The organism is Streptomyces sp. NPDC048659, assembly GCF_040650575.1.
GTDB lineage: Bacteria > Actinomycetota > Actinomycetes > Streptomycetales > Streptomycetaceae > Streptomyces.
Genome location: NZ_JBEZHM010000010.1, coordinates 113,488 through 133,683, shown reverse-complemented (window position 1 = coordinate 133,683; position 20,196 = coordinate 113,488). Strand labels below are relative to the sequence as shown.

18 protein-coding genes are annotated in these 20,196 nt (G+C 74.8%); 12 read left to right on the top strand and 6 right to left on the bottom strand.

Annotated elements, in window-relative coordinates:
* Nucleotides 1-10: 10 nt before the first annotated feature.
* The 4 genes from AB0C99_RS10925 to AB0C99_RS10910 all read right to left on the bottom strand — a co-directional run bounded on the left by AB0C99_RS10925 (nt 11) and on the right by AB0C99_RS10910 (nt 4,342).
* A complete protein-coding gene (locus AB0C99_RS10925; RefSeq protein ID WP_362472591.1) occupies nt 11-2,095 on the bottom strand; it encodes an MMPL family transporter in 2,085 nt (694 codons plus the stop codon).
* Between the two features lie 60 nt (nt 2,096-2,155).
* Nucleotides 2,156-2,755, bottom strand: a complete 600-nt coding sequence (locus AB0C99_RS10920) for a hypothetical protein (RefSeq protein WP_362472589.1) — start codon at nt 2,753-2,755, stop codon at nt 2,156-2,158.
* The gene (locus tag AB0C99_RS10915; protein WP_362472587.1) at nt 2,752-3,768 is read right to left on the bottom strand and encodes a DUF6286 domain-containing protein; all 1,017 of its coding nucleotides are present in this window, start codon (nt 3,766-3,768) and stop codon (nt 2,752-2,754) included. The genes AB0C99_RS10920 and AB0C99_RS10915 overlap by 4 nt, the downstream gene beginning before the upstream one ends.
* 64 nt (nt 3,769-3,832) lie before the next feature.
* A complete protein-coding gene (locus AB0C99_RS10910; RefSeq protein ID WP_362472584.1) occupies nt 3,833-4,342 on the bottom strand; it encodes an Asp23/Gls24 family envelope stress response protein in 510 nt (169 codons plus the stop codon).
* Nucleotides 4,343-4,495: 153 nt separating this feature from the next.
* On the opposite strand from AB0C99_RS10910, the gene AB0C99_RS10905 reads away from it, so the two are divergent.
* The 4 genes from AB0C99_RS10905 to AB0C99_RS10890 all read left to right on the top strand — a co-directional run bounded on the left by AB0C99_RS10905 (nt 4,496) and on the right by AB0C99_RS10890 (nt 7,029).
* On the top strand, nt 4,496-5,074 hold the full coding sequence (locus AB0C99_RS10905; RefSeq protein WP_362472739.1) for a sigma-70 family RNA polymerase sigma factor: 579 nt from the start codon (nt 4,496-4,498) through the stop codon (nt 5,072-5,074).
* Complete coding sequence (locus tag AB0C99_RS10900) at nt 5,065-5,820, top strand: hypothetical protein (RefSeq protein ID WP_362472582.1); 756 nt, start codon at nt 5,065-5,067, stop codon at nt 5,818-5,820. Before AB0C99_RS10905 ends, AB0C99_RS10900 begins: the two co-directional genes overlap by 10 nt.
* Nucleotides 5,817-6,272, top strand: a complete 456-nt coding sequence (locus AB0C99_RS10895; RefSeq protein ID WP_362472579.1) for a hypothetical protein — start codon at nt 5,817-5,819, stop codon at nt 6,270-6,272. Before AB0C99_RS10900 ends, AB0C99_RS10895 begins: the two co-directional genes overlap by 4 nt.
* A 445-nt stretch (nt 6,273-6,717) precedes the next feature.
* A complete protein-coding gene (locus AB0C99_RS10890; protein WP_362472576.1) occupies nt 6,718-7,029 on the top strand; it encodes a hypothetical protein in 312 nt (103 codons plus the stop codon).
* A gap of 38 nt (nt 7,030-7,067) precedes the next feature.
* Here the strand turns inward: AB0C99_RS10890 and AB0C99_RS10885 are convergent, their stop codons facing one another.
* The gene (locus tag AB0C99_RS10885) at nt 7,068-8,345 is read right to left on the bottom strand and encodes an NAD(P)/FAD-dependent oxidoreductase (RefSeq protein WP_362472573.1); all 1,278 of its coding nucleotides are present in this window, start codon (nt 8,343-8,345) and stop codon (nt 7,068-7,070) included.
* Between the two features lie 143 nt (nt 8,346-8,488).
* Here AB0C99_RS10885 and AB0C99_RS10880 point away from each other — a divergent pair, with 143 nt between their 5' ends.
* The 3 genes from AB0C99_RS10880 to AB0C99_RS10870 all read left to right on the top strand — a co-directional run bounded on the left by AB0C99_RS10880 (nt 8,489) and on the right by AB0C99_RS10870 (nt 11,588).
* Nucleotides 8,489-8,977 (top strand): MarR family transcriptional regulator, encoded by a 489-nt coding sequence (locus AB0C99_RS10880; protein ID WP_362472571.1) that lies wholly within the window; start codon nt 8,489-8,491, stop codon nt 8,975-8,977.
* A gap of 84 nt (nt 8,978-9,061) precedes the next feature.
* Nucleotides 9,062-9,997, top strand: a complete 936-nt coding sequence (locus AB0C99_RS10875; protein ID WP_362472568.1) for a LysR family transcriptional regulator — start codon at nt 9,062-9,064, stop codon at nt 9,995-9,997.
* 226 nt (nt 9,998-10,223) lie between these two features.
* A complete protein-coding gene (locus AB0C99_RS10870; RefSeq protein WP_362472566.1) occupies nt 10,224-11,588 on the top strand; it encodes a carbohydrate-binding protein in 1,365 nt (454 codons plus the stop codon).
* Between the two features lie 109 nt (nt 11,589-11,697).
* Here the strand turns inward: AB0C99_RS10870 and AB0C99_RS10865 are convergent, their stop codons facing one another.
* On the bottom strand, nt 11,698-13,044 hold the full coding sequence (locus AB0C99_RS10865) for an ROK family transcriptional regulator (protein WP_362472563.1): 1,347 nt from the start codon (nt 13,042-13,044) through the stop codon (nt 11,698-11,700).
* A gap of 138 nt (nt 13,045-13,182) precedes the next feature.
* Between AB0C99_RS10865 and AB0C99_RS10860 the strand changes: the two genes are divergently transcribed.
* The 5 genes from AB0C99_RS10860 to AB0C99_RS10840 all read left to right on the top strand — a co-directional run bounded on the left by AB0C99_RS10860 (nt 13,183) and on the right by AB0C99_RS10840 (nt 20,179).
* On the top strand, nt 13,183-14,499 hold the full coding sequence (locus AB0C99_RS10860) for a sugar ABC transporter substrate-binding protein (RefSeq protein ID WP_362472560.1): 1,317 nt from the start codon (nt 13,183-13,185) through the stop codon (nt 14,497-14,499).
* 11 nt (nt 14,500-14,510) lie between these two features.
* Nucleotides 14,511-15,503, top strand: a complete 993-nt coding sequence (locus AB0C99_RS10855; RefSeq protein ID WP_362472557.1) for a sugar ABC transporter permease — start codon at nt 14,511-14,513, stop codon at nt 15,501-15,503.
* A gap of 13 nt (nt 15,504-15,516) precedes the next feature.
* Nucleotides 15,517-16,356 carry a carbohydrate ABC transporter permease gene (locus tag AB0C99_RS10850; protein WP_362472736.1) on the top strand — a complete coding sequence of 280 codons (840 nt, stop codon included), beginning with the start codon at nt 15,517-15,519 and terminating at the stop codon, nt 16,354-16,356.
* Between the two features lie 110 nt (nt 16,357-16,466).
* Entirely contained in the window at nt 16,467-17,837 is a 1,371-nt protein-coding gene (locus tag AB0C99_RS10845) for a GH1 family beta-glucosidase (protein ID WP_362472554.1), read from the top strand.
* Nucleotides 17,838-17,992: 155 nt separating this feature from the next.
* Nucleotides 17,993-20,179 (top strand): discoidin domain-containing protein, encoded by a 2,187-nt coding sequence (locus tag AB0C99_RS10840; RefSeq protein WP_362472551.1) that lies wholly within the window; start codon nt 17,993-17,995, stop codon nt 20,177-20,179.
* Nucleotides 20,180-20,196 lie beyond the last annotated feature (17 nt).

Below are 20,196 nucleotides of genomic sequence, written 5' to 3'. Positions count from 1 at the left end.
TCCCCCTCCGCTACGCCGCGCCTTCCCGGGCCAGCGCGCTGGGCCACCAGGCGCGCGGGCCCACGTCGATCACCAGGGCCGGGACGAGGAGGGACCGGACGACCAGGGTGTCCAGGAGGACGCCGAAGGCGACGATGAAGGCGATCTGCACCAGGAAGGCCAGCGGGATCACCATCAGGGCCGCGAACGTGGCCGCGAGGACCACGCCCGCCGAGGTGATGACTCCGCCGGTCGTGGTCAGCCCGCGCAGCACGCCCTGGCGCGTCCCGTGCGTCAGGGTCTCCTCGCGCACCCGCGTCATGAGGAAGATGTTGTAGTCCACCCCCAGCGCGACGAGGAACACGAATCCGTAGAGCGGTACGGAGGCGTCGGTGCCGCTGAAGCCGAGCAGGTGCTCGAAGACGAGGGCCGACACCCCCAGCGTGGCGAAGAAGTTGAGCGCGACCGTGGCCACGAGGAGGACCGGGACCAGCAGGGAGCGGAGCAGCAGGACCAGGATCAGGAGGATGACGCCGAGGATGACGGGGACGATGACGCCGCGGTCCCGCTCGGCCGTCCGCTGGGTGTCGTACTGCTGGGCCGTGTAGCCGCCGACGAGCGCGTCCGCGCCGGGGAGCGCGTGGAGGCGGTCGCGCAGGCGCTCGACGGTCTTCTTGGCGGCGTCGCTGTCGGCTGCCGCGGACAGCGTGGCGTCGACGCGGACGCGGCCGTCGACGACGAGCGGGGCGCCGGATCCCGGGCGACCGGTCGCGGTGACGGGCGCGGCGGACGAGGCCCCGTCGGTCTCGGCCGCCGCTCGGGTGACCTCCTCCGTGTGGCCCGCGTCGGCGATGATCACCGTGGGGTTCCCCGATCCGCCCGGGAAGTGCCGGGCGAGGGTCTGCTGCGCGGCGACGGAGGGGGCGTCGTTCACGAAGATCTCGTCGAGCGGCACGCCCTTGGCGGACAGTCCCGTCGAGAACGCGGCCAGGCCGAGCAGGACGGCCGCGGTGGACACCCACACCCGGCGGGGCGCGCGGTCGATGAGGGCCGCGGCGCGGCGCCAGATCCGGTGGCCCTCCTCCGTGGCGTCCGAGGGCTTCGGGGTGGCGGGCCAGAAGGCGGCGCGGCCGAGCAGGACGAGCACCGCGGGCAGGAACGTCAGCGTGCTGAGCACCGCGCAGACGATGCCGATGGCGCCTACGGGGCCGAGAGCCCGGTTGTTCGTCAGATCGCTCGCGAGCAGGGCGATCAGGCCCAGTGCCACGGTGGCGGCGCTGGCCACGATCGCGCCCGCCGAGCGGCGCACCGCCGCCATGGCCGCCGCCGCGAGGTCGTCGCGGGCGGCGAGTTCCTCGCGGTGGCGCGCGGCGAGCAGCAGGGCGTAGTCGGTCGCGGCGCCGATGACCAGGATCGACAGGATGCCCTGGACCTGGCCGTCGACCCGGACGATGTCACGCTCGGCCAGCGCGTAGACCACCGCGCAGGCCAGGCCGAGGGCCAGCACGGCACTGATGATGATCACCAGCGGCAGCAGCACGCTGCGGTAGACCAGCAGCAGGATGAGCAGGACGGCGCCGAGCGCGACACCCAGGAGGAGGCCGTCGATCCCGGCGAAGGCCCCGGACAGGTCGGCCTGGCTGGCGGCGGGGCCCGCGATCTGGACCACGGCGCCGGGGACCGATGCCGCGGCCGTACGGACGTCGTCGAGGACGGACCGCAGGTCCTCGCCGAGGCCGGGGGCGAGGGGCACGACGGCCTGGAGGGCCCGCCCGTCCTCGGAGAGGAGCGCGGGTGAGGGCGTTCCCGCGACGCCGGTGTCCCCGGCCAGTCCCGCCACGGCGCGGGTGGCGGCCTGCCGCTGGGCCTCCGTCGCCGTTCCCCCGGCAGTCGTCCAGACGACGATCGCGGGCACCGTCGCCGAGGTCTCGAACGCCTTGCGGGCTTCGAGGACGCGGGTCGACTCGGCGCTGCGCGGCAGGAACGCGGCCTGGTCGTTCGTGGCGACCTCGCCGAGCTTGCCTGCATAGGGGCCCAGGACGCCGCCGACGCCCAGCCACACCACCAGAAGAACGGCCGGCACCAGCCAACGTACCCACCGCGATGCGCTTCTCATGTCAGTCCTCTGGAGACGATGGCACAACAAGTTCGGCTGTAAAGTATCTCATCGGTTGAGTTACTTGCACTCCGCCCCCTTGCCTGGCGGGCCTGCCGCTCGCCCGCCGCCGCCCGCACGCGTGAGCCGTCGGCGCGCCGTCACCCGGATCTCCGCCGCCAGTTCGGCGTCGAGCGCCGCGCGGGCCCGGTGTACGGGGCCGTCGACGACCTGGCGCAGCACCTCTCCCGGCGGGGCCGTTCCCGTCAGCCGGAGCCTGACCGTCGCCCGGAGGTCACCGGCGTGACCGCGCAGCCCGACGCCCGCCGCGTCGACTCCGGGCAGCGCGCGGATGTCCCGGGCGATCGCGCGGGCCAGCGCCCGGCGCCGGACGCGGAGCCCCGGTACGGCCGCGATGAGCCGCGACCGGCGCCCGTCGGGCAGTTGGCCGACGCCCCAGAGAAGCGACAGCGCGAGCAGGGCCGCGAGCGGCAGGAGGAGGGCGGCGCCCGTCGGCTGTCCGTACGCCCGCCACAGTGCGGCCGGTTCGGTCGGCGGTGACCAGGGCAGGGCCTTCCGGACGGACGGCCCGGCCCAGAGGAGCAGGGCCCCCGCCGACACCGCCGCGCCACCGGCCAGCAGCAGGAGGAGCCGGTTGACGACGAGCCGGGCGGCGTTCACTCGGCACCCTCCGCGTCCTCGTGCGGGCGGCCCCGACCGACGGCCGCCACCTTGACGGACAGCCCCGGGGCCCGGACCAGTCCGGCGCCCCCCAGCGCGTCCGAGGCGGCCCGCGTGGCCTCCGCCTCCAGCGCGTCCGTCGCACCGGGCGCGCCCGTCCGCACCCGGATCCGTACGCGACGGCAGCCGGGCCGCACCCGGACCGAGCCCACCCCCTCGACGCGCAGCACGGCCTGCCGGAGCGTCAGGGCGAGGGCGGCGCGGTCCAGGGTGGCGCGCGCGGCGGCGTCGGGCGAGGCCATCGGCAGCCGGCGCCGGTGGCCTGGCGTGACGGCCAGGACCAGCAGGACGAGGCCGAACAGGGCGACCGCCGCGCCCGCCGCAGTCAGGAATCCCGGTGACAGCGGGACCTCACCCCGCCCGCCCCACGGGCCGAGCCCGTCCCGGACCGCCCGGACCAGAAGCGCTCCGGCCGTCGCCGCGCCGACGAGGGAGAGCGCGAGGGCCGGGAGCCGCCGCGCGGACCACGGCCGACGCCCCACCCGGCGCGGCGGCCCCGCCCGCTCCGCCGGTACCGCGTCCGACTCGGGCGCCGCGGCCCCCTCCCGTGGCTCCTGGGACTCTCGTAGCTCCCGTGGCTCCTGGGACTCCCGTAGCTCCTGGAACTCCCGTACCTCCCCAAGGTCCAAGGACGCGGTCGGCGCGGTCGACAGTCCTTCGATGACGACGTCGGCCCGCCTGATGTGCAGACCGGACAGCTCCGACGCCCGGTCGATCACGTGCCGCCGTACCCGCTCGCCCTGCCCGACCAGATCGGCGGGGTAGGCGAGGTCGATGCCGACCCGCACCTGTGCGTACCCCTCCCCCGGTCTCGCGACCGCGGGCTCCCGCAGCGTACCGGCGCCGTCCAGGGCCTCCGTCGCCGCCTGCCGGACGATGCGCCGGACCGCGCGGTCGGAGACCCGGACGCCGCCGCGCTCGCCGACGGCAGGTCCCGTCAGAGATCTGCTCACTCCACACCCACCTCACGAGAAGTCGACCGTCCGTCGCCGGACGGGGAATCGGCCACGGCCCGGTCTAGTTGACGCGGCTCTCCCCGGTGTACGGCTCCGGCACCTCGTCGGGGAGGTGCACGTCGTTCACCGCGATGTTGACCTCGACGACCTCCAGGCCCGTGGTCCGTTCCACCGCCGCGACGACGTTCTCCCGTACGTCACGGGCCACGTCGGCGATGGGCACGCCGTATTCGACGACCAGCTCGATGTCCAGGGCCGCCTGACGCTCGCCGACCTCCACCTTCACGCCCCGGCCGACGTTCGGGCGCCCGCCCGGCACCCGGTCGCGCACCGCGCCGATCGTCCGGGACAGGCCGCCGCCCATGTCGTGCACGCCCGGGATCTCGCGCGCCGCCATGCCCGCGACCTTGACGACGACCAGGTCCGCGATGGTGGTCCTGCCCCTGCCGCCCGCGGGCTCGGCGGCGGTGTACGCGGCGGGCGCGGCGGGCGCGCCGTCTCCGGGGGCGGGGCGCGGGCGCCGTACGTCGAGTCGGCTGGTGTCCCCGGCGGTCACGGTTGCCTCGGCCATGTGATTTCTCCTCGTCGGCTCTCGACACAAGTGGTCGTTCACGTCGTTGGACACCGGCGAGCGGCATTCGTCACGCGGCGATCCGCGGACTTTCGAGCGCGCCCGGTCCCGGAGGGACGCGCCCGGTGAGGAGAGGAACGGCCAGTGCGAGGGCTGACGGACGAACCGCCGGGGCCGACCCGGTGCGGGACCGGCCCCGACGACACCCTGCTCGTCGAACGGGCGCGCGAGGGCGACGAGGAGGCGTTCGAAACGCTGGTCCGCCGGCACGCCCCGACCCTGCTGAGGCTGGCCCGCCGGATGCTGAGCGACGCGGCGGAGGCCGAGGACGTCGTTCAGGACGCCCTGGTCAGCGCGTGGCGCAGGCTCCCGGACTTCCGTGGGGACGCGACGTTCCTCACCTGGATGTTCAAGATCGTCACCAATGGCTGCCTCAACCGGCTCAGAGCCCGGCGGCCGACCATGGAACTCGACTCCGTTCCCGAGCCGCCCGCTCCCGCGCACGAGGGCTCGCCCGCCCGCGCGGCGGAATCGAGCGCGGCGCTCGCCGATCTGACGGCCGCTCTGGCCGAGCTCTCCCCGGAGCAGCGCGCGTGCTGGATCCTGAGGGAGCTGCACCTGCTGTCGTACGAGGAGGTCGCCGAGGCCGTGGGCATCAGCGCGACGGCGGCGCGCGGCAGAATCTTCCGGGCCCGGCGCAGTCTGACGGAGGCGATGAGCGAATGGCGTTGAACGCGGACCCGCGGCCCTCCGGAGAAGGCGGCGAGGAGGACGAGGTGCTGCCCTGCGGCCGGTCGCTGGAGGAGGTCTGGGAGGGGGCGGCCGGGCACGGCCGGGGCACGGCGGCGGACGACGGTCACGGTGCCCGCTGCCCCCACTGTTCGGCTGCCGTCGCCGAGCTGCGCTCGCTCGACCGGCTGATCGCGGCGGCGCGCGACCTCGACACCCGAAGCGACCTCGACGCCCGAAGCGGCCCCGGCGCCCGGATCGGCCCCTGCGCGCCCGGTGCCGAAGGTGCCGACGGTTTCTACGACGCCCATGGCGCCGCCGAAGCCCTGACCGCCCGGGTCATGGATGTCGTACGCCTGGAACTGCGGCCCGGCCGCAGGCTGCCGCTGGACGACGGTGCGGACGGGTCCGGCTGGATCTTCGAGTCGGCGGCGGCGCGCGAGCTCCGCGCCGCCGTGGACGCGCTGCCCGGCATCCGGGCCGGAAGCTGCCGCATCCATCCGCTGGGGGAGACCGGAAGTGAGGATGGCGCGGGCCGTGGCCCCCTGCGCGTGCGGGTGGCTGTCGCCGCCTCGCTCGCGGCGCTGCCCGGCGCCGCCGAGACGGTGCGCGACACAGTGTTCGCCGTGGCGGACGAGGCACTGGGCATGGACGTCCGGGAGGTCGACGTACGCGTCGTCGACGTGCTCGCGGAGGACGTCCCGCCGGGGCCGGAGGGCGGCCCCGGGCCGGAGAGGAGCTCGATGTGACGCAGCGGGACACCCGGACCGAGCTGGAACGGAGGGCGGGCGCGGCCGCCCGGGCCACCGAGGGGGTCGCCTTCCTGCGCCCGAACCTCGCCGGGCTGCTGCGCAGACTGACCGTGGGGGCCTCCGGGCGCGTCGCCGTCCGGGCGCCGGACGGGGGAAGGCCGGTACGGGGGGACGGGGAGGCGGCCCGGGACACGGCCCGGGAGATGGCGCGGGAGGCTGCCCGGGAGGCGCCCCACCCCGGCGGGGTCCGGGCCGTCAGGGACGCGGCCGACGGTACGTGGGAGGTGGAGATCCTGCTGACGGTCCGCCGGGGCGGCGGGCGCGCGCGGGACGTCGCGCGGGCGGTCCGGCGCGCCGTGGAGCACGCCGCCGAGCCGATCCTGGACGAGGAGGGCGCGCCGCTCGGCGGGCGGGTGCGGACGACGGTGGTGGTGACCGGGATCGTGTGAACGCCGGCGTCGGGCGCGGGCTCGGCCGGTGGGAGACGCCGGGCACTGCGCCGCCCGGGTGAAGCCTGCGGATCGGGCGTGACGATCCGTCAGACCGATGGTCCGACTTCATATGAACGCCACTTTCGCGCCTCCGGCCCCGCAGACTCCGGCCCCGCGCACACCCGCCCCGCACGGCCCCGTCCGCACGCTCACCGGCACCCACGCGCCCGCCCACGCTCACGCTCACGCTCGCGCCCGCCGTTCCTCGTCCCTTCCGACTCTGCCGACTCTGCCGCCCCTTCCGCCCCTTCCGCCTCTTCCGCCTCTTCCGACGCCCAAGACGCTCCCGGCGCTCCCGGCGCTGCCTCCGCTCCCGCCGCCCGCGACGCGGCTGCGGCTCCGCGAGGCGTGGGGACTCACCCGTCCTCAGGTCGCGGCGGCCTTCGGCGTCACCCCGGCGACGGTGCGCTGCTGGGAGTCGGGCCGGTCCGCCCCGCGCGGGGCGCGCCGCCGGGCCTACGCCGAGTTCCTGAACGGCCTCGCGGTGCTGGAGCTCCGGTCGCCCGCCGCGCGGGGACCCGCCATCGAGCCCGCGTCCGGCGCCGCCCCGTCGTGGTATCCGGCCAGGGCGGTCCCGGTGGGCAGACCCGTTCGCCCCGTCCGGGCCGATCCCGTCTCGGAGCCCCGGCTGCGCCGGTGGCGCAGAGCGGCGGTGGCCGCGGGCTGCTGGACCCTCGTGCTGCAGCTGCTGCTGACCGTGCCCGTCGTGGGCTGACCCGCCGGTACGCGGCGGCGGGCCGGCCCCGGGTCGGGTCAGGGCTGCGGCGGCGCGGCGGCGGGTGCGTCCGGTGCCGCCCGGAGGTCCGCGAGGACCTCCCGGGCGGCGCGCGCCCCGGAGGCGAGGGCGCCCTGGAGCGAGCCCGTCGCCCGGTGGTCGCCGCAGACGTAACGGCCCGGCCCGAAGCGGCTGGTGCGGGACAGGGCCAGCGGCGGGGGCATGGCGGGCAGGGCGTCGCGCACCGTGACCCGGTGCACCGCCTCCCAGTCGGCCACGTCCGCCCCGTACGCCTCGCCGAGAGCCGCTTCGACCGCCGCCGTCGCGTCGGGCCCCGGGGAGCCGAGGACGGAGGTCGAGACGAGGGCGCGGCCGTCGTCGGCGTATCCGGGGTGGAGCTCGGTGAGAACGCAGGAGTTCAGGAACCGGCGGCGCGCGTCGACGACGAGGGTCGGTTCGGCCAAGGGGGACCGCGCGACCGCGTGGTAGAGGGTGGTCACCGTCCGGCCGGGCGGCACGCGGAGGCCGGGCAGCAGTCGGGCCGCCGCGCTCTGGCCGGTCGCGACGACGACGGTACGGGCGGACAGGCCGCCGCCCTCGGCGAGGGCCACTCCGTCCGGGGTCAGCGCGGCGACCCGGGCACCGGTGCGGAGCACGCCGTCGGGGAGCCGGGCGGCGAGCTGTGCGGGGACGGCGCCGATGCCGTCGGCGGGCAGGCACGGCGTTCCCCGCAGCATGGTCCGCCAGACGAGGTGGAAGAAGCGCGCCGACGTCTCCAGGTCGTCTTCGAGGAAGACGCCCGAGAGGAAGGGCCGGAGGAAGGTCTCGACGAGTCCGGCGGACAGCCCGGCCTCGGCGAGCGCGGTCGCGGTGGTCGCGTCCGGACGCCCTCGCAGCCACGACACGGGCGCCAGCATGTCGCGGGCGGACAGCAGGCCCAGGGCCACCGTGTCGCGGACCGAGGCGCCTTCGGCGGGCAGCGGCCCGCCGTGCCGGGGGCGTCGGGTCGGGTCGCCGAAGCGGCGCGGCCCGTCGGAGGTGTGTGCCAGCACACCGGGGGTGAACGGCCGCAGCCTGAGCGCCTTGAGGTCCAGGCGCCGTTTGACCTGCGGATAGGCGGTGTTGAACACCTGGAATCCCCGGTCGAGAGTGAAGCCGCCGATCCGGTCGGTCCGCATCCGGCCGCCCACCGTGTCGTCCGCCTCCAGCAGACGCACGCTCAGACCGGCGGCGAGGAGGTCCGCCGCGCACGCGAGACCGGCCGCGCCGGCCCCGACGACCACCACGTCCGCACACGCTCCGCCGGTCCCGCTCATCGCCGCCACCTCTCCTCGGTGTCCTTCGCCCGCCGCCGGGCGACGGTCACGTTACTGCCGGTGACCGGGCGGTCGCGGGAGGACGCGGCGGGGCGGCGCCTCGCCGGTGATCCGCTCGCCGCCGGGACACGTAGGCTGGCCGTGTGGCCGGTACCGATGACGAGACGACGTCGCCCCCGAGGCGTGTGACGGGTGACCTCCAGGGCTTCGCGGTGGCGCTGCGCCGTACGCACGGGGAGCTGAACCGGCTGGTCCACGGCTTCGCGCTGGCCCACGGCCTGCACCCGACCGACGTTCAGGCCCTCGGCATCATCCTGGACAGTCCGCAGCCCCTGACGCCGAGCCTGCTGCGCGAGAAGCTGGGACTGACCTCGGGGGCGGTCACCGCCTGTCTCGACCGCCTGGAGAAGGCCGGCCACGTCCGCAGGTCCCGGGAGAGCGCGGACCGCAGGGTCGTGCACGTGCGCTACGAGGAGGGGGCGCGGGCCGTGGCCCGGCAGTACTTCCGCCCGCTGGCCGAGGCGACCTCCCGGGCCCGGGAGCGGTTCGACGACGCGGAACTGGCCACGGCGCTGGCGTTCCTGACCACGCTCAACGAGGAACTGACGGCGCTCCGCGCGCCCGAACGCTGACCGCGTGACGCGCCCGGCGGGAGGAGCCCGGCCGACCCGTCCCTTGGTCTGGACCTGTCGGGGGCGGCGCGTCAAGCTGGGCGCATGGACTTGGAGCTGCGGCATCTGAAGACGGTCCGGGCGATCGCCGAGGCGGGCAGCCTCACCCGCGCGGCCACCGCCCTCGGGCTGGCGCAGCCCGCGCTCAGCGCCCAGCTCAAGCGGATCGAACGGACCCTGGGCGGCCCCCTGTTCGTGCGCGGCCGGGACGGGGTGCGGGCGACCGCGCTCGGCGACCTGGTCCTCGACCGGGCCCGGGTGGTGCTGCCCGCCGTCAGCGGGCTCCAGGAGGAGGCGGTCAGGTTCGCCCGTGACGGCGCCGCCCCCGGGCCCCGGCTCGGCGGGACCCACGGGCCGCTCCTCGGCGGCCTGGTGGACCGGCTGGCCAGGGCCGACCCGGACGCCCGGGTCTCCACGTACACGTCCTGGTCGGAGCGGGAGGTGGCCCGGGGGGTGGTGGCCGGGCGGCTCGACTTCGCGCTGGTCGGCGTCTGCGGGGAGAGCCCGCCGCCCGAGGCCGGACGGCTCGCCTGGACGGAGGTGGCCCGCGACCCGGTGTACGCGATGCTGGCGAGCGGGCATCCGCTGGCCGCCCGCGCCCAGGTCGCCCTGGCCGAACTCGCCGCCGAGGAGTGGACGGACGTGCCGGGCGACGGCTGCTTCGGCGACTGCTTCGCCGCCGCCTGCGTGCGGTCCGGCTTCACCCCGGCCCGGGTGTACGAGGCGGACACCGCGTCCTGTGTGCACCTGGTCCAGGTGGGCCGGGCGGTGGGCCTGTGCCGGGCGACCTTTCCGGCCACCCCCGGCGTGGTGACCCGCCCGCTCACGGGGGCCCCGCTGATCTGGCGCCACCTCCTCGGCTGGCACCCCGAGGGCCGGGCGGCCGGGCGGGCCGCCGCCGTCCTCGCGTACGCCCGCGACGCCCACGCGGAGGCGCTGGCGCGCAGCGCGGGGCGGACACCGGCGGACGCGCCTCCCTGACCGGCACGGCCACCGTCACCGTCACCGCTGCCCTCGCCCCGGTCGCCCTCACCGTCCCCCCGTCACCATCGCCGTTCCCCCCGTCGCCAGGTGACGGACCCTCGGCCGCACCCGGCCACGCCCGGGGCATAACGCGAGGGAAGGGGCCGACCGGAGGCTCCCCCTCCCCCGCCGCCGTTCCTACGGTTCTCCGCAGATCCCCCACCGAGAACCGAGGAGACTCCTCATGCTCCGACGACACGCCCGCGCGGCCTGTACCGCGCTGGCCGCCGCCGGGATGGTGCTGGCCGGGCTTCAGGCCGGGTCGGCGACCGCCGCGCAGCCCTCCCCCGGGACCTCCCCCGGCGCGCAGAGCGCCGCCCGGGCCCTCGGCGCCGCCGACGCGCGGCCCGAACTGCTCGCCGCGATGGGCCGTGACCTGGGCCTGACCCGGGCCCAGGCCGAGCGCCGGCTCGTGAACGAGGCGGAGGCCGGGGCGACGGCCGCCCGGCTCCGGGACCGGCTCGGCGCCTCGTTCGCCGGCGCCTGGGTCGACGGGGCGGAGTCCGGCACCCTGACCGTGGCCACCACCCGCGCCGCCGAGCTGGACGCGATACGGGCGAGCGGTGCGACGGCCCGGCTGGTCGGCCACGACCTGGCCGCCCTGGACCGGGCGAAGGCCGCCCTGGACCGCGCGGCGGACGCCTCGGCTCCGGTGCGGTACGTGGACGTGCGGGCCAACGTGCTCGTCGTCGAGGAGGTCCGGCCGGGCGCGGCGGCGCGCCTGGCGGCGGCCACCGGTGTCCCGGCCCGGCTGGTGCGGGCGGTGCGCGTCGCCGAGGCGCCGCGCCCGCTCTACGACCTCCGGGGCGGCGACGCGTACTACATGGGCGGCGGCGGGCGCTGCTCGGTGGGCTTCCCGGTGACCCGGGGCACCACGCAGGGCTTCGCGACGGCGGGCCACTGCGGGCGCGCGGGCCAGAGCACCAGCGGCTTCAACCAGGTGGCGCAGGGCAGCTTCCAGGCGTCGGTGTTCCCCGGCAACGACATGGCGTGGGTGGCGGCCAACTCCAGTTGGACGGCGACCCCGTACGTGAAGGGCTCGGGCGGCGCGAACGTGCAGGTCAGTGGTTCGGTGCTGCAGCCGGTCGGCGCGTCGGTCTGCCGCTCCGGCTCCACCACGGGCTGGCACTGCGGCACGATCCAGCAGCACAACACGAGCGTGACCTACGCCGAGGGCACGGTCGGCGGCGTGACCCGCACGACCGTGTGCGCCGAGCCGGGCGACTCGGGCGGCTCGTACATCTCGGGCAGCCAGGCGCAGGGGGTGACCTCGGGCGGTTCGGGCAACTGCTCCAGCGGCGGCACGACGTACTTCCAGCCGCTGAACCCGATCCTGTCGGCGTACGGCCTGACCCTGCGGACCGGCGGCACGGACCCGGGTCCCGGCCCGGGTGAGCCGCAGCCGGGCGGCACCTGGAAGGCGGGCACGGTGTACGCCGCCGGTGCCACCGTGACGTACGGCGGCGCGACGTACCGCTGCCTCCAGGGCCACCAGGCCCAGACGGGCTGGGAGCCGCCGGCCGTGCCGTCGCTGTGGCAGCGCGTCTGACAGCGGTCCCGCTTCACCGGGGGCCGTACCCGCCGACCGGCGGGTACGGCCCCTCGCGTGTGCCCCGCCACGCGCGCCCCGTCACCCGTGTCCCGTCACGCGCGGCCCCTCACGGCGTGACCCGGTCCGCCAGGGCCGTGCGCCAGGCCGGGTCCGGGGTGGCCGGGGCGGTCTCGGGGCGGCGGCCGCCGCGGGTGAAGAAGTCCGCCAGGGGGAGGAGGGCGGCGCCGACCGTGACCGCCTCCGGGCCCAGGGTGCCCAGGGCGACGCGGGTGCGGCTGGCCGGGTAGCGCAGCGCGTAGCGGGTGGCATGTGCGGTGACGGTGTCGAGGAAGCGGGCGCCGAGCTGGAGGCCGGCCCAGCCGCCGACGAGGACGCGCTCGGGCTGGAAGAGGTTGATGAGGTCCGAGAAGCCCGCGCCGAGGTATTCGGCGGTCTCCTCCAGGACGGCCAGCGCCGTGGTGTCGGGGGCGGTCCCCGCGTCCTCGGGCGGGTAGGCGGCGGTGAGCATCGCGGTGAGCGCGGTCTCCTCGTCGGCTCCCTCGGGGGGCCGGCCGCCCGCCTCCGCCCAGCGTTCCAGGAGGGCTTCGGCTCCCGCGTACGCCTCCAGGCAGCCCTGGGAGCCGCAGCGGCAGCGGCGGCCCCGGACGCTGACGGTGAGGTGGCCCCATTCGAGGGCGCGGCCGGGGCCGAGCGGGTCGGTGACGACGCAGGCGCCGACGCCGGAGCCGAAGAGGACGATGACGGCGCTGCGGGCGCCGCGTCCGGCGCCGAACCACATCTCGGCCTGACCGAGGGTCTTGGCGCCGTTGTCGATCCAGTACGGGACGGTGCCGGGCAGGTCGACGGCCTCGCGCAGCAGGCGCTCGAAGGGGACGGCGTCCCAGCCGACGGTCTGCCCGTGGACGACGGCGCCCTCCTCCGGGGTGTACGCGATGATGCCGGGGACGCCGACACCGACGCCGAGCAGCCGGTCGGCGGGGACGTCCGCCGCGCGCAGCACCTCCGCGATGCCGTCGCGGACGTGACGGACCACCAGGTCGACCTCGTAGCGCGAGATGCGCGGTCCGGTGCTGGGCAGGGCCCGTTCGGTGCGGGCGAGTTCGTTGAGGGTGAGGTCGAAGAGCTCGACCCTGACCCGGGTCTCGCCGACGTCAACGCCGATCATGCAGCCGCTGCCGGGGCTGATCCGCAGCAGGGTCTGCGGGCGTCCGCCGGCCGAGTCGACGCTGCCGGCCTCCTCGACCAGTCCCTCCGCGACGAGTTCGGCCACCACGTTGCTGACCGATCCGGAGCTCAGCCCGATGGCGGGGCCGAGCATCAGGCGGCTCATCGGTCCGTCGAAGTACAGCCTGCGCAGTACGGCGGTGCGGTTCTCGCGCCGCAGGTCACGCACCGTACGGCCATGTGTCGCGTGCACGTGGGTTCCCGTCTCTGAAGTCTTTCGCTGCAACATACCCGGATTCCGGGCCTTGACGCGCCCTTCCCATGAGGCTTAACTCACATCCTAAATTAAGCCGATGACACGGGATGGCGGTCGGGACCGCCCCCGTTCCCTCGGTCCTCCCGTCGTCCCTGAAAGGGCCCTGGAGCCATGCGCACACGCAGAGCCGCCGTCACCGGTACCGTCACCCTCTCGCTCCTCCTCGCCGCCACCGCCTGCGGCGGCGGCACCACCGGCGGCGCGGGCGGCTCCGGCTCCCCGAAGACGCTCACCTACTGGGCCACCAACCAGGGCCCCAGCCTGGAGGCCGACAAGAAGGTGCTCCAGCCCGAGCTCGACAAGTTCGAGAAGCGGACCGGGATCAAGGTCAAGCTGGAGGTCATCCCCTGGTCCGACCTGCTCAACCGGATCCTCACCGCCACCACGTCCGGCCAGGGCCCCGACGTCCTCAACATCGGCAACACCTGGAGCGCCTCGCTCCAGGCCACCGGCGCCCTGCTGCCCTGGGACGAGAAGAACTTCGGCGCGATCGGCGGCAAGGACCGCTTCGTCGGCTCCGCGCTCGGCTCCACCGGCGCCCCCGGCAAAGACCCGGCCGCCGTGCCGCTGTACTCCATGGCGTACGCGCTCTACTACAACAAGAAGATGTTCGCCGACGCGGGCATAGCGAAGCCGCCGACCACCTGGGCCGAGGTCGAGGCCGCGGGCAGGAAGCTGAGCCGGGACGGAAAGTGGGGCATCGGCGTCGAGGGCGCCAACCTCGCCAACAACATCCACCAGGTCTTCGTCCTCGGCAAGCAGCACGGCGCGGACTTCTTCACCCCCGACGGCAAGCCCGCCTTCACCTCCGACGGCGCCGTCGCCGCCGTCAAGCAGTACGTGGACCTGATGGCCGCCGCGAAGATCACGGCGCCCGGCAACGCCGAGTACGCGCAGAACCAGTCCCTCTCGGACTTCGCCAAGAACCGCACCGGCATGGTCCTGTGGCAGACCCCCTCGCAGACCTTCGCCGCCCAGGGCATGAAGCCCGAGGAGTGGGGCGTCGTCCCGGCCCCCGTCGCCTCCGGCACCCCCGGCCAGGGCGCGCAGACCAACTCGATGGTCGCCGGCATCAACATCTCCGTCTTCAAGAACACCCGCAACCTCGACGGGGCCCTGAAGTTCGTGGACTTCATGACCGGCGACGAGGAGCAGATCCTGCTCAACAAGGCATACGGCTCCGTCCCGCCGGTCAAGACCGCGCAGGCCGACGCGGCCTTCGGCTCCGACTCGCTGGCCGTCATCCGCGACACCCTGGCCGGCAGCGCCGCCGCGCTGCCGCAGGTCCCGGAGGAGTCCCAGTTCGAGACCGTCGTCGGCACCGCGGTGAAGGAGCTCTTCGCCGACGCCGCCGCCAGCCGGCCGGTCACCACCGAGTCCGTGCGGGCCAAGCTGGACAAGGCCCAGCAGCAGATGCCGAAGAAGTAGGCAGCGCCCCCATGACCCAGACCGCCGTCGCGCCGCGCGGCGAGCCCGCGGTGCGCGGGGCCGCGCCCGGCGAGGCGCCCGCGCCGCGCCGCCCGGGACGCCGCCGCATCGCCCTCCCGTACCTGCTGCTCCTGCCCGCCCTCGTCCTCGAACTCCTCGTGCACCTGCTGCCGATGCTCATCGGCATCGGGATGAGCTTCAAGGAGCTCACCCAGTTCTTCATCCGGGACTGGTCGGCCGCGCCCTGGGCCGGCCTCGACAACTACTCCGTCTCCCTCGACTTCGACGCCCCGGTCGGCCAGGCGCTGCTCAAGTCCTTCGTCACCACCTGCCTGTTCACCCTGGCCTCGGTGGCCCTGTGCTGGCTGCTGGGCACGGCCGCCGCCGTCTTCCTCCAGGAGGGCTTCCGGGGCCGGGCGATCCTGCGGACGCTGTTCCTCGTCCCGTACGCCCTGCCGGTCTACGCGGCGGTCATCACCTGGGCGTTCATGTTCCAGCGGGACAACGGCCTGGTCAACCACGTGCTGCACGACCAGCTCGGCCTCACCGACGGACCCGCCTTCTGGCTCATCGGCGACAACAGCTTCTGGGCGCTGCTGACCGTCTCGGTCTGGAAGGGCTGGCCGTTCGCCTTCCTCACCGTGATGGCCGGGCTCCAGAACATCCCCCGGGACATGTACGAGGCCGCCGCCCTCGACGGCGCCGGCGTCTGGCGGCAGCTGCGGCACATCACCCTGCCGTCGCTGCGCCAGGTCAACCAGGTCCTCGTGCTGGTCCTGTTCCTGTGGACCTTCAACGACTTCAACACGCCGTTCGTGCTCTTCGGCAAGGCGGCGCCCGAGGCGGCCGACCTGATCTCCCTGCACATCTACCAGTCGTCCTTCCAGACCTGGAACTTCGGCACCGGCTCGGCCATGTCCGTCCTGCTGCTGCTCTTCCTGCTCCTGGTGACGGGCGCGTACCTGCTGCTCACCTCCCGGGGAAGGAAGGTCTCCGATGCCTGAGCCCCGCTCGCCGATGGCGGCGCCGCGCTCCTTCCTGTGGACCCGGCGGATCTTCCTCACCCTGCTCACCGGCTTCGTGCTGCTGCCGGTGTACGTGATGGTCTCCAGCTCCCTCAAGCCGCTCGCGGACGTCTCGGGCAGCTTCCAGTGGCTGCCGTCCCGGGTGACCTTCCGTCCCTACCTCGACATCTGGCGGACGGTCCCGCTCGCCGACTACTTCCTCAACTCGCTGGCCGTGGCGGGCGCGGCGACCGTCTGCTCGGTGGCGGTGGCGGTCTTCGCCGCGTACGCCATCAGCCGCTACGACTTCCGCGGCCGGCGGGTCTTCGCGGTCACGGTCCTGTCGACGCAGATGTTCCCCGGCATCCTCTTCCTGCTGCCGCTCTTCCTCATCTACGTCAACATCGGCAACGCCACGGGCATCGCGCTCTTCGGCTCCCGCGAGGGCCTGATCCTCACCTATCTGACGTTCTCGCTGCCCTTCTCGATCTGGATGCTCACCGGCTACTTCGACTCGATCCCGCGCGAGCTCGACGAGGCGGCGAAGGTGGACGGCTGCGGACCGGTCGGCGCGCTCTTCCGCGTGATCGTCCCGGCCGCGCTGCCCGGAATCGTCGCGGTCGCCGTCTACGCCTTCATGACCGCCTGGGGCGAGGTCCTCTTCGCCTCGGTCATGACCAACGACACCACCCGCACCCTCGCCGTCGGCCTCCAGGGCTACGCCACCCAGAACGACGTCTACTGGAACCAGGTGATGGCCGCCTCCCTCGTGGTGAGCGTGCCCGTCGTGGCCGGGTTCCTGCTGCTCCAGCGCTATCTCGTCGCCGGGCTCACCGCGGGCGCCGTCAAGTGACCGGCGCCGCACCGCCCTTCGCGCCCACCGCGCGCCCCGCTCCCGCTCCCGCTCCCGCTCCCGCTCCCGCTCCCGCCGCCGCAGCGCGGTCCCTCACGAAAAGGTGCTCCGTGTCCGACTCCGCCCACTCCCACCCGCTCGACCTGGAGGCGTTCCCGGCCGGCTTCGCCTGGGGCACCGCCACCTCCGCCTACCAGATCGAGGGCGCCGTCGCCGAAGACGGCCGCTCCCCGTCCATCTGGGACACCTTCAGCCACACCCCGGGCCGGATCGACAACGCCGACCACGGCGACACGGCCTGCGACCACTACCACCGCTGGCCCGAGGACGTCGCGCTCATGCGCGAACTCGGCGCCGACTCCTACCGGATGTCGATCGCCTGGCCCCGCGTCGTGCCCGGCGGCGACGGGCCCGTGAACGCCGCCGGACTCGACTTCTACGACCGGCTCGTCGACGCCCTGCTCGCCGCCGGGATCACCCCGAACATCACGCTCTACCACTGGGACCTGCCGCAGGCCCTCCAGGACCGCGGCGGCTGGACCGAACGCGCCACGGCCGAGCACTTCGCCGCGTACGCCTCCGTCGTCGCCGGCCGCCTCGGCGACCGGGTCACCCGCTGGGCCACCCTCAACGAGCCGCTCTGCTCGGCCTGGATCGGCCACCTGGAGGGCCGGATGGCCCCGGGGCTCACCGACCTCACGGCCGCCGTCCGCGCCTCGTACCACCTGCTCCTCGGCCACGGGCTCGCCACCGCCGCCGTGCGCGCCGCGGCCCCGGGCGCCGAGATCGGCCTGGTCACCAACCACTCCCCCATCACCCCCGCCTCCGGCAGCCCCGAGGACCTCGCCGCGGCCCGGCGCGCCGACGGGCACACCAACCGCTGGTGGCTGGATCCGGTGTACGGGCGCGGCTTCCCCGCCGACATGCGCGAGCTGTACGGGGTGGAGCTCCCCGAGCAGCCCGGCGACGACGCGCTGATCGCCGCCCCGCTGGACTGGCACGGCCTCAACTACTACTTCCCGGAGACCGTCGCCGACGACCCGGAGGGTCCCGTCCCGCACGCCCGCGCCGTGCGCCTGCCGGACGTGCCGCGCACCGGCATGGACTGGCCGATCGACGCCGGCGGCCTGGAGGCGCTGCTGCTGCGGCTCACCGAGGAGTACGGGGTGCGCAGGCTGTACGTCACGGAGAACGGCTGCGCCTTCCCCGACGCGACCGGTCCCGGCGGCGCGGTCGACGACCCGGACCGGGTGCGCTACCTGGAGCAGCACCTCGCGGCCTGCGCCCGCGCCGTGCGCAAGGGCGCGCCGCTGGCCGGCTACTACGCCTGGTCCCTGCTGGACAACTTCGAGTGGGCCTACGGCTACGACAAGCGCTTCGGCCTGGTGCACGTGGACTACGCGACCCAGCGCCGGACGGTGAAGGCGAGCGGCCGGCGGTACGCGGAGATCATCCGCGCCCACCGGGAGCTGCACGGCTGACCCCGGCCGCCGGGCCGGACCGGGTGGCCGGACCGTCCGGGCCACCGTCCGGCCGCCGGGCCGCGGGCTCCGGCCCCGGCCCGGCCCCGGCCGCCCACCCGCCCCCGAGGAACGTGCGCCATCCCCCCTGCCCCCACGTCTCCCCAGGAGTCCCGATGCCCTTCCTCACCTCTCCGCCACCCGCCCGGCGCCGCGCCTCCGGCGCCCGGCGGGCCGCCGTCGGCGGGCTGGTCGCCGCGCTCGCGGGCGGTCTGCTCGCGGTCGCCCCGGCCGCGCCCGCCGCCGCCGCGCCCGCCCTGCTCTCGCAGGGCAGGCCGGCCACCGCCTCCTCCACCGAGGGCCCGTTCGGCGCGGGCGGCGCCGTCGACGGCGACCTGACCGGCACCCGCTGGGCGAGCGACTGGTCGGACGCCCAGTGGTTCCAGGTCGACCTCGGCCGCAGCGCCGCCCTGAGCGGCGCCGTGCTGACCTGGGAGGCCGCCTACGGGCGGAACTACCAGATCCAGGCGTCCGAGAACGGCACCGACTGGCGCACCGTCACCACCGTGACCGGCGGCGACGGCGGCACCGACGAGCTCGCCCTGTCCGGCACCGGCCGCTACGTCCGGATGAACGGCCTGGCCCGGGGCACCGCCTGGGGCTACTCGCTGTGGGAGTTCCAGGTGTACGGCACCGCCGACGGCGGCGGCACGCCGCTGCCGGGCGGCGGGGACCTCGGGCCCAACGTGCACATCGTCGACCCGGCCACGCCGAACATCCAGGGGCAGCTCGACGACGTCTTCCGGCAGCAGGAGTCGGCGCAGTTCGGCAACGGCCGGCACGCGTTCCTGTTCAAGCCGGGCACGTACAACGGGCTCAACGCGCAGCTCGGCTTCTACACCCAGATCGCCGGGCTCGGGGTCCGCCCCGACGACACCACGATCAACGGCGACGTGACCGTGGACGCGGGCTGGTTCAACGGCAACGCCACCCAGAACTTCTGGCGGAGCGCCGAGGGCCTGGCGCTGAACCCGGTGAACGGCACCGACCGCTGGGCCGTCGCGCAGGCGTCCTCCTTCCGCCGGATGCACGTCAAGGGCGGGCTCAACCTCGCGCCCAACGGCTACGGCTGGGCCAGCGGGGGCTACATCGCCGACTCGAAGATCGACGGCCAGATCGGCAACTACTCGCAGCAGCAGTGGTACACCCGCGACAGCTCGATCGGCGGCTGGTCCAACTCGGTCTGGAACCAGGTCTTCTCCGGCACCGAGGGCGCGCCCGCGCAGTCCTTCCCCGAGCCCCGGTACACGACCCTCGCCACCACCCCGATCTCGCGCGAGAAGCCGTATCTGATCTGGGAGGACGGGCAGTTCAAGGTCTTCTCCCCGGCCAAGCGGACCAACGCCCGGGGCACCACCTGGGCGAACGGCGCCCCGCAGGGCGAGCGGATCCCGCTCGACCGCTTCTACGTGGTGAAGCCGGGCACCAGCGCGGCCACCATGAACCAGGCACTCGCGCAGGGCCTGCACCTGCTGTTCACCCCCGGCGTCCACCACGTCGACCGGACCGTCGAGGTGAACCGTCCGGGCACGATCGTGCTGGGCCTCGGGCTGGCCACGCTCATCCCGGACAACGGTGTCACCGCGCTGCGGGTCGCCGACGTCGACGGCGTCCGGCTGGCCGGCTTCCTCGTCGACGCCGGTCCGGTGAACTCGGCGACGCTGCTGGAGGTCGGCCCGCAGAACGCGTCCGCCGACCACGCCGCCGACCCGACGACCGTCCAGGACGTGTACATCCGCGTCGGCGGGGCGGGCGCGGGCCGGGCCACCGTCGGCATGGTCGTCAACAGCGACGACACGATCGTGGACCACACCTGGGTCTGGCGCGCCGACCACGGCGAGGGCGTCGGCTGGGAGACCAACCGCGCCGACTACGGGGTGCGCGTCAACGGCGACGACGTGCTCGCGACCGGCCTGTTCGTCGAGCACTTCAACAAGTACGACGTCGAGTGGTTCGGCGACCGCGGGCGCACGATCTTCTTCCAGAACGAGAAGGCGTACGACGCGCCGAACCAGGCCGCCATCCAGAACGGCGCCACCCGGGGCTACGCCGCGTACCGCGTGGACGACTCGGTGACCAGCCACGAGGGCTGGGGCCTGGGCAGTTACTGCTACTACAACGTCGATCCGACGATCCGGCAGGCGCACGGCTTCAAGGCGCCGGTGAAGCCGGGTGTCCGGTTCCACGGGCTGCTGACGGTCTCGCTCGGCGGCAACGGGCAGTTCGACCACGTCATCAACGACACGGGCGCGCCCACGGAGGGCACCGCGACCGTGCCCTCGACCGTCGTCAGCTTCCCCTGACGGTCCCCCGACCCCTG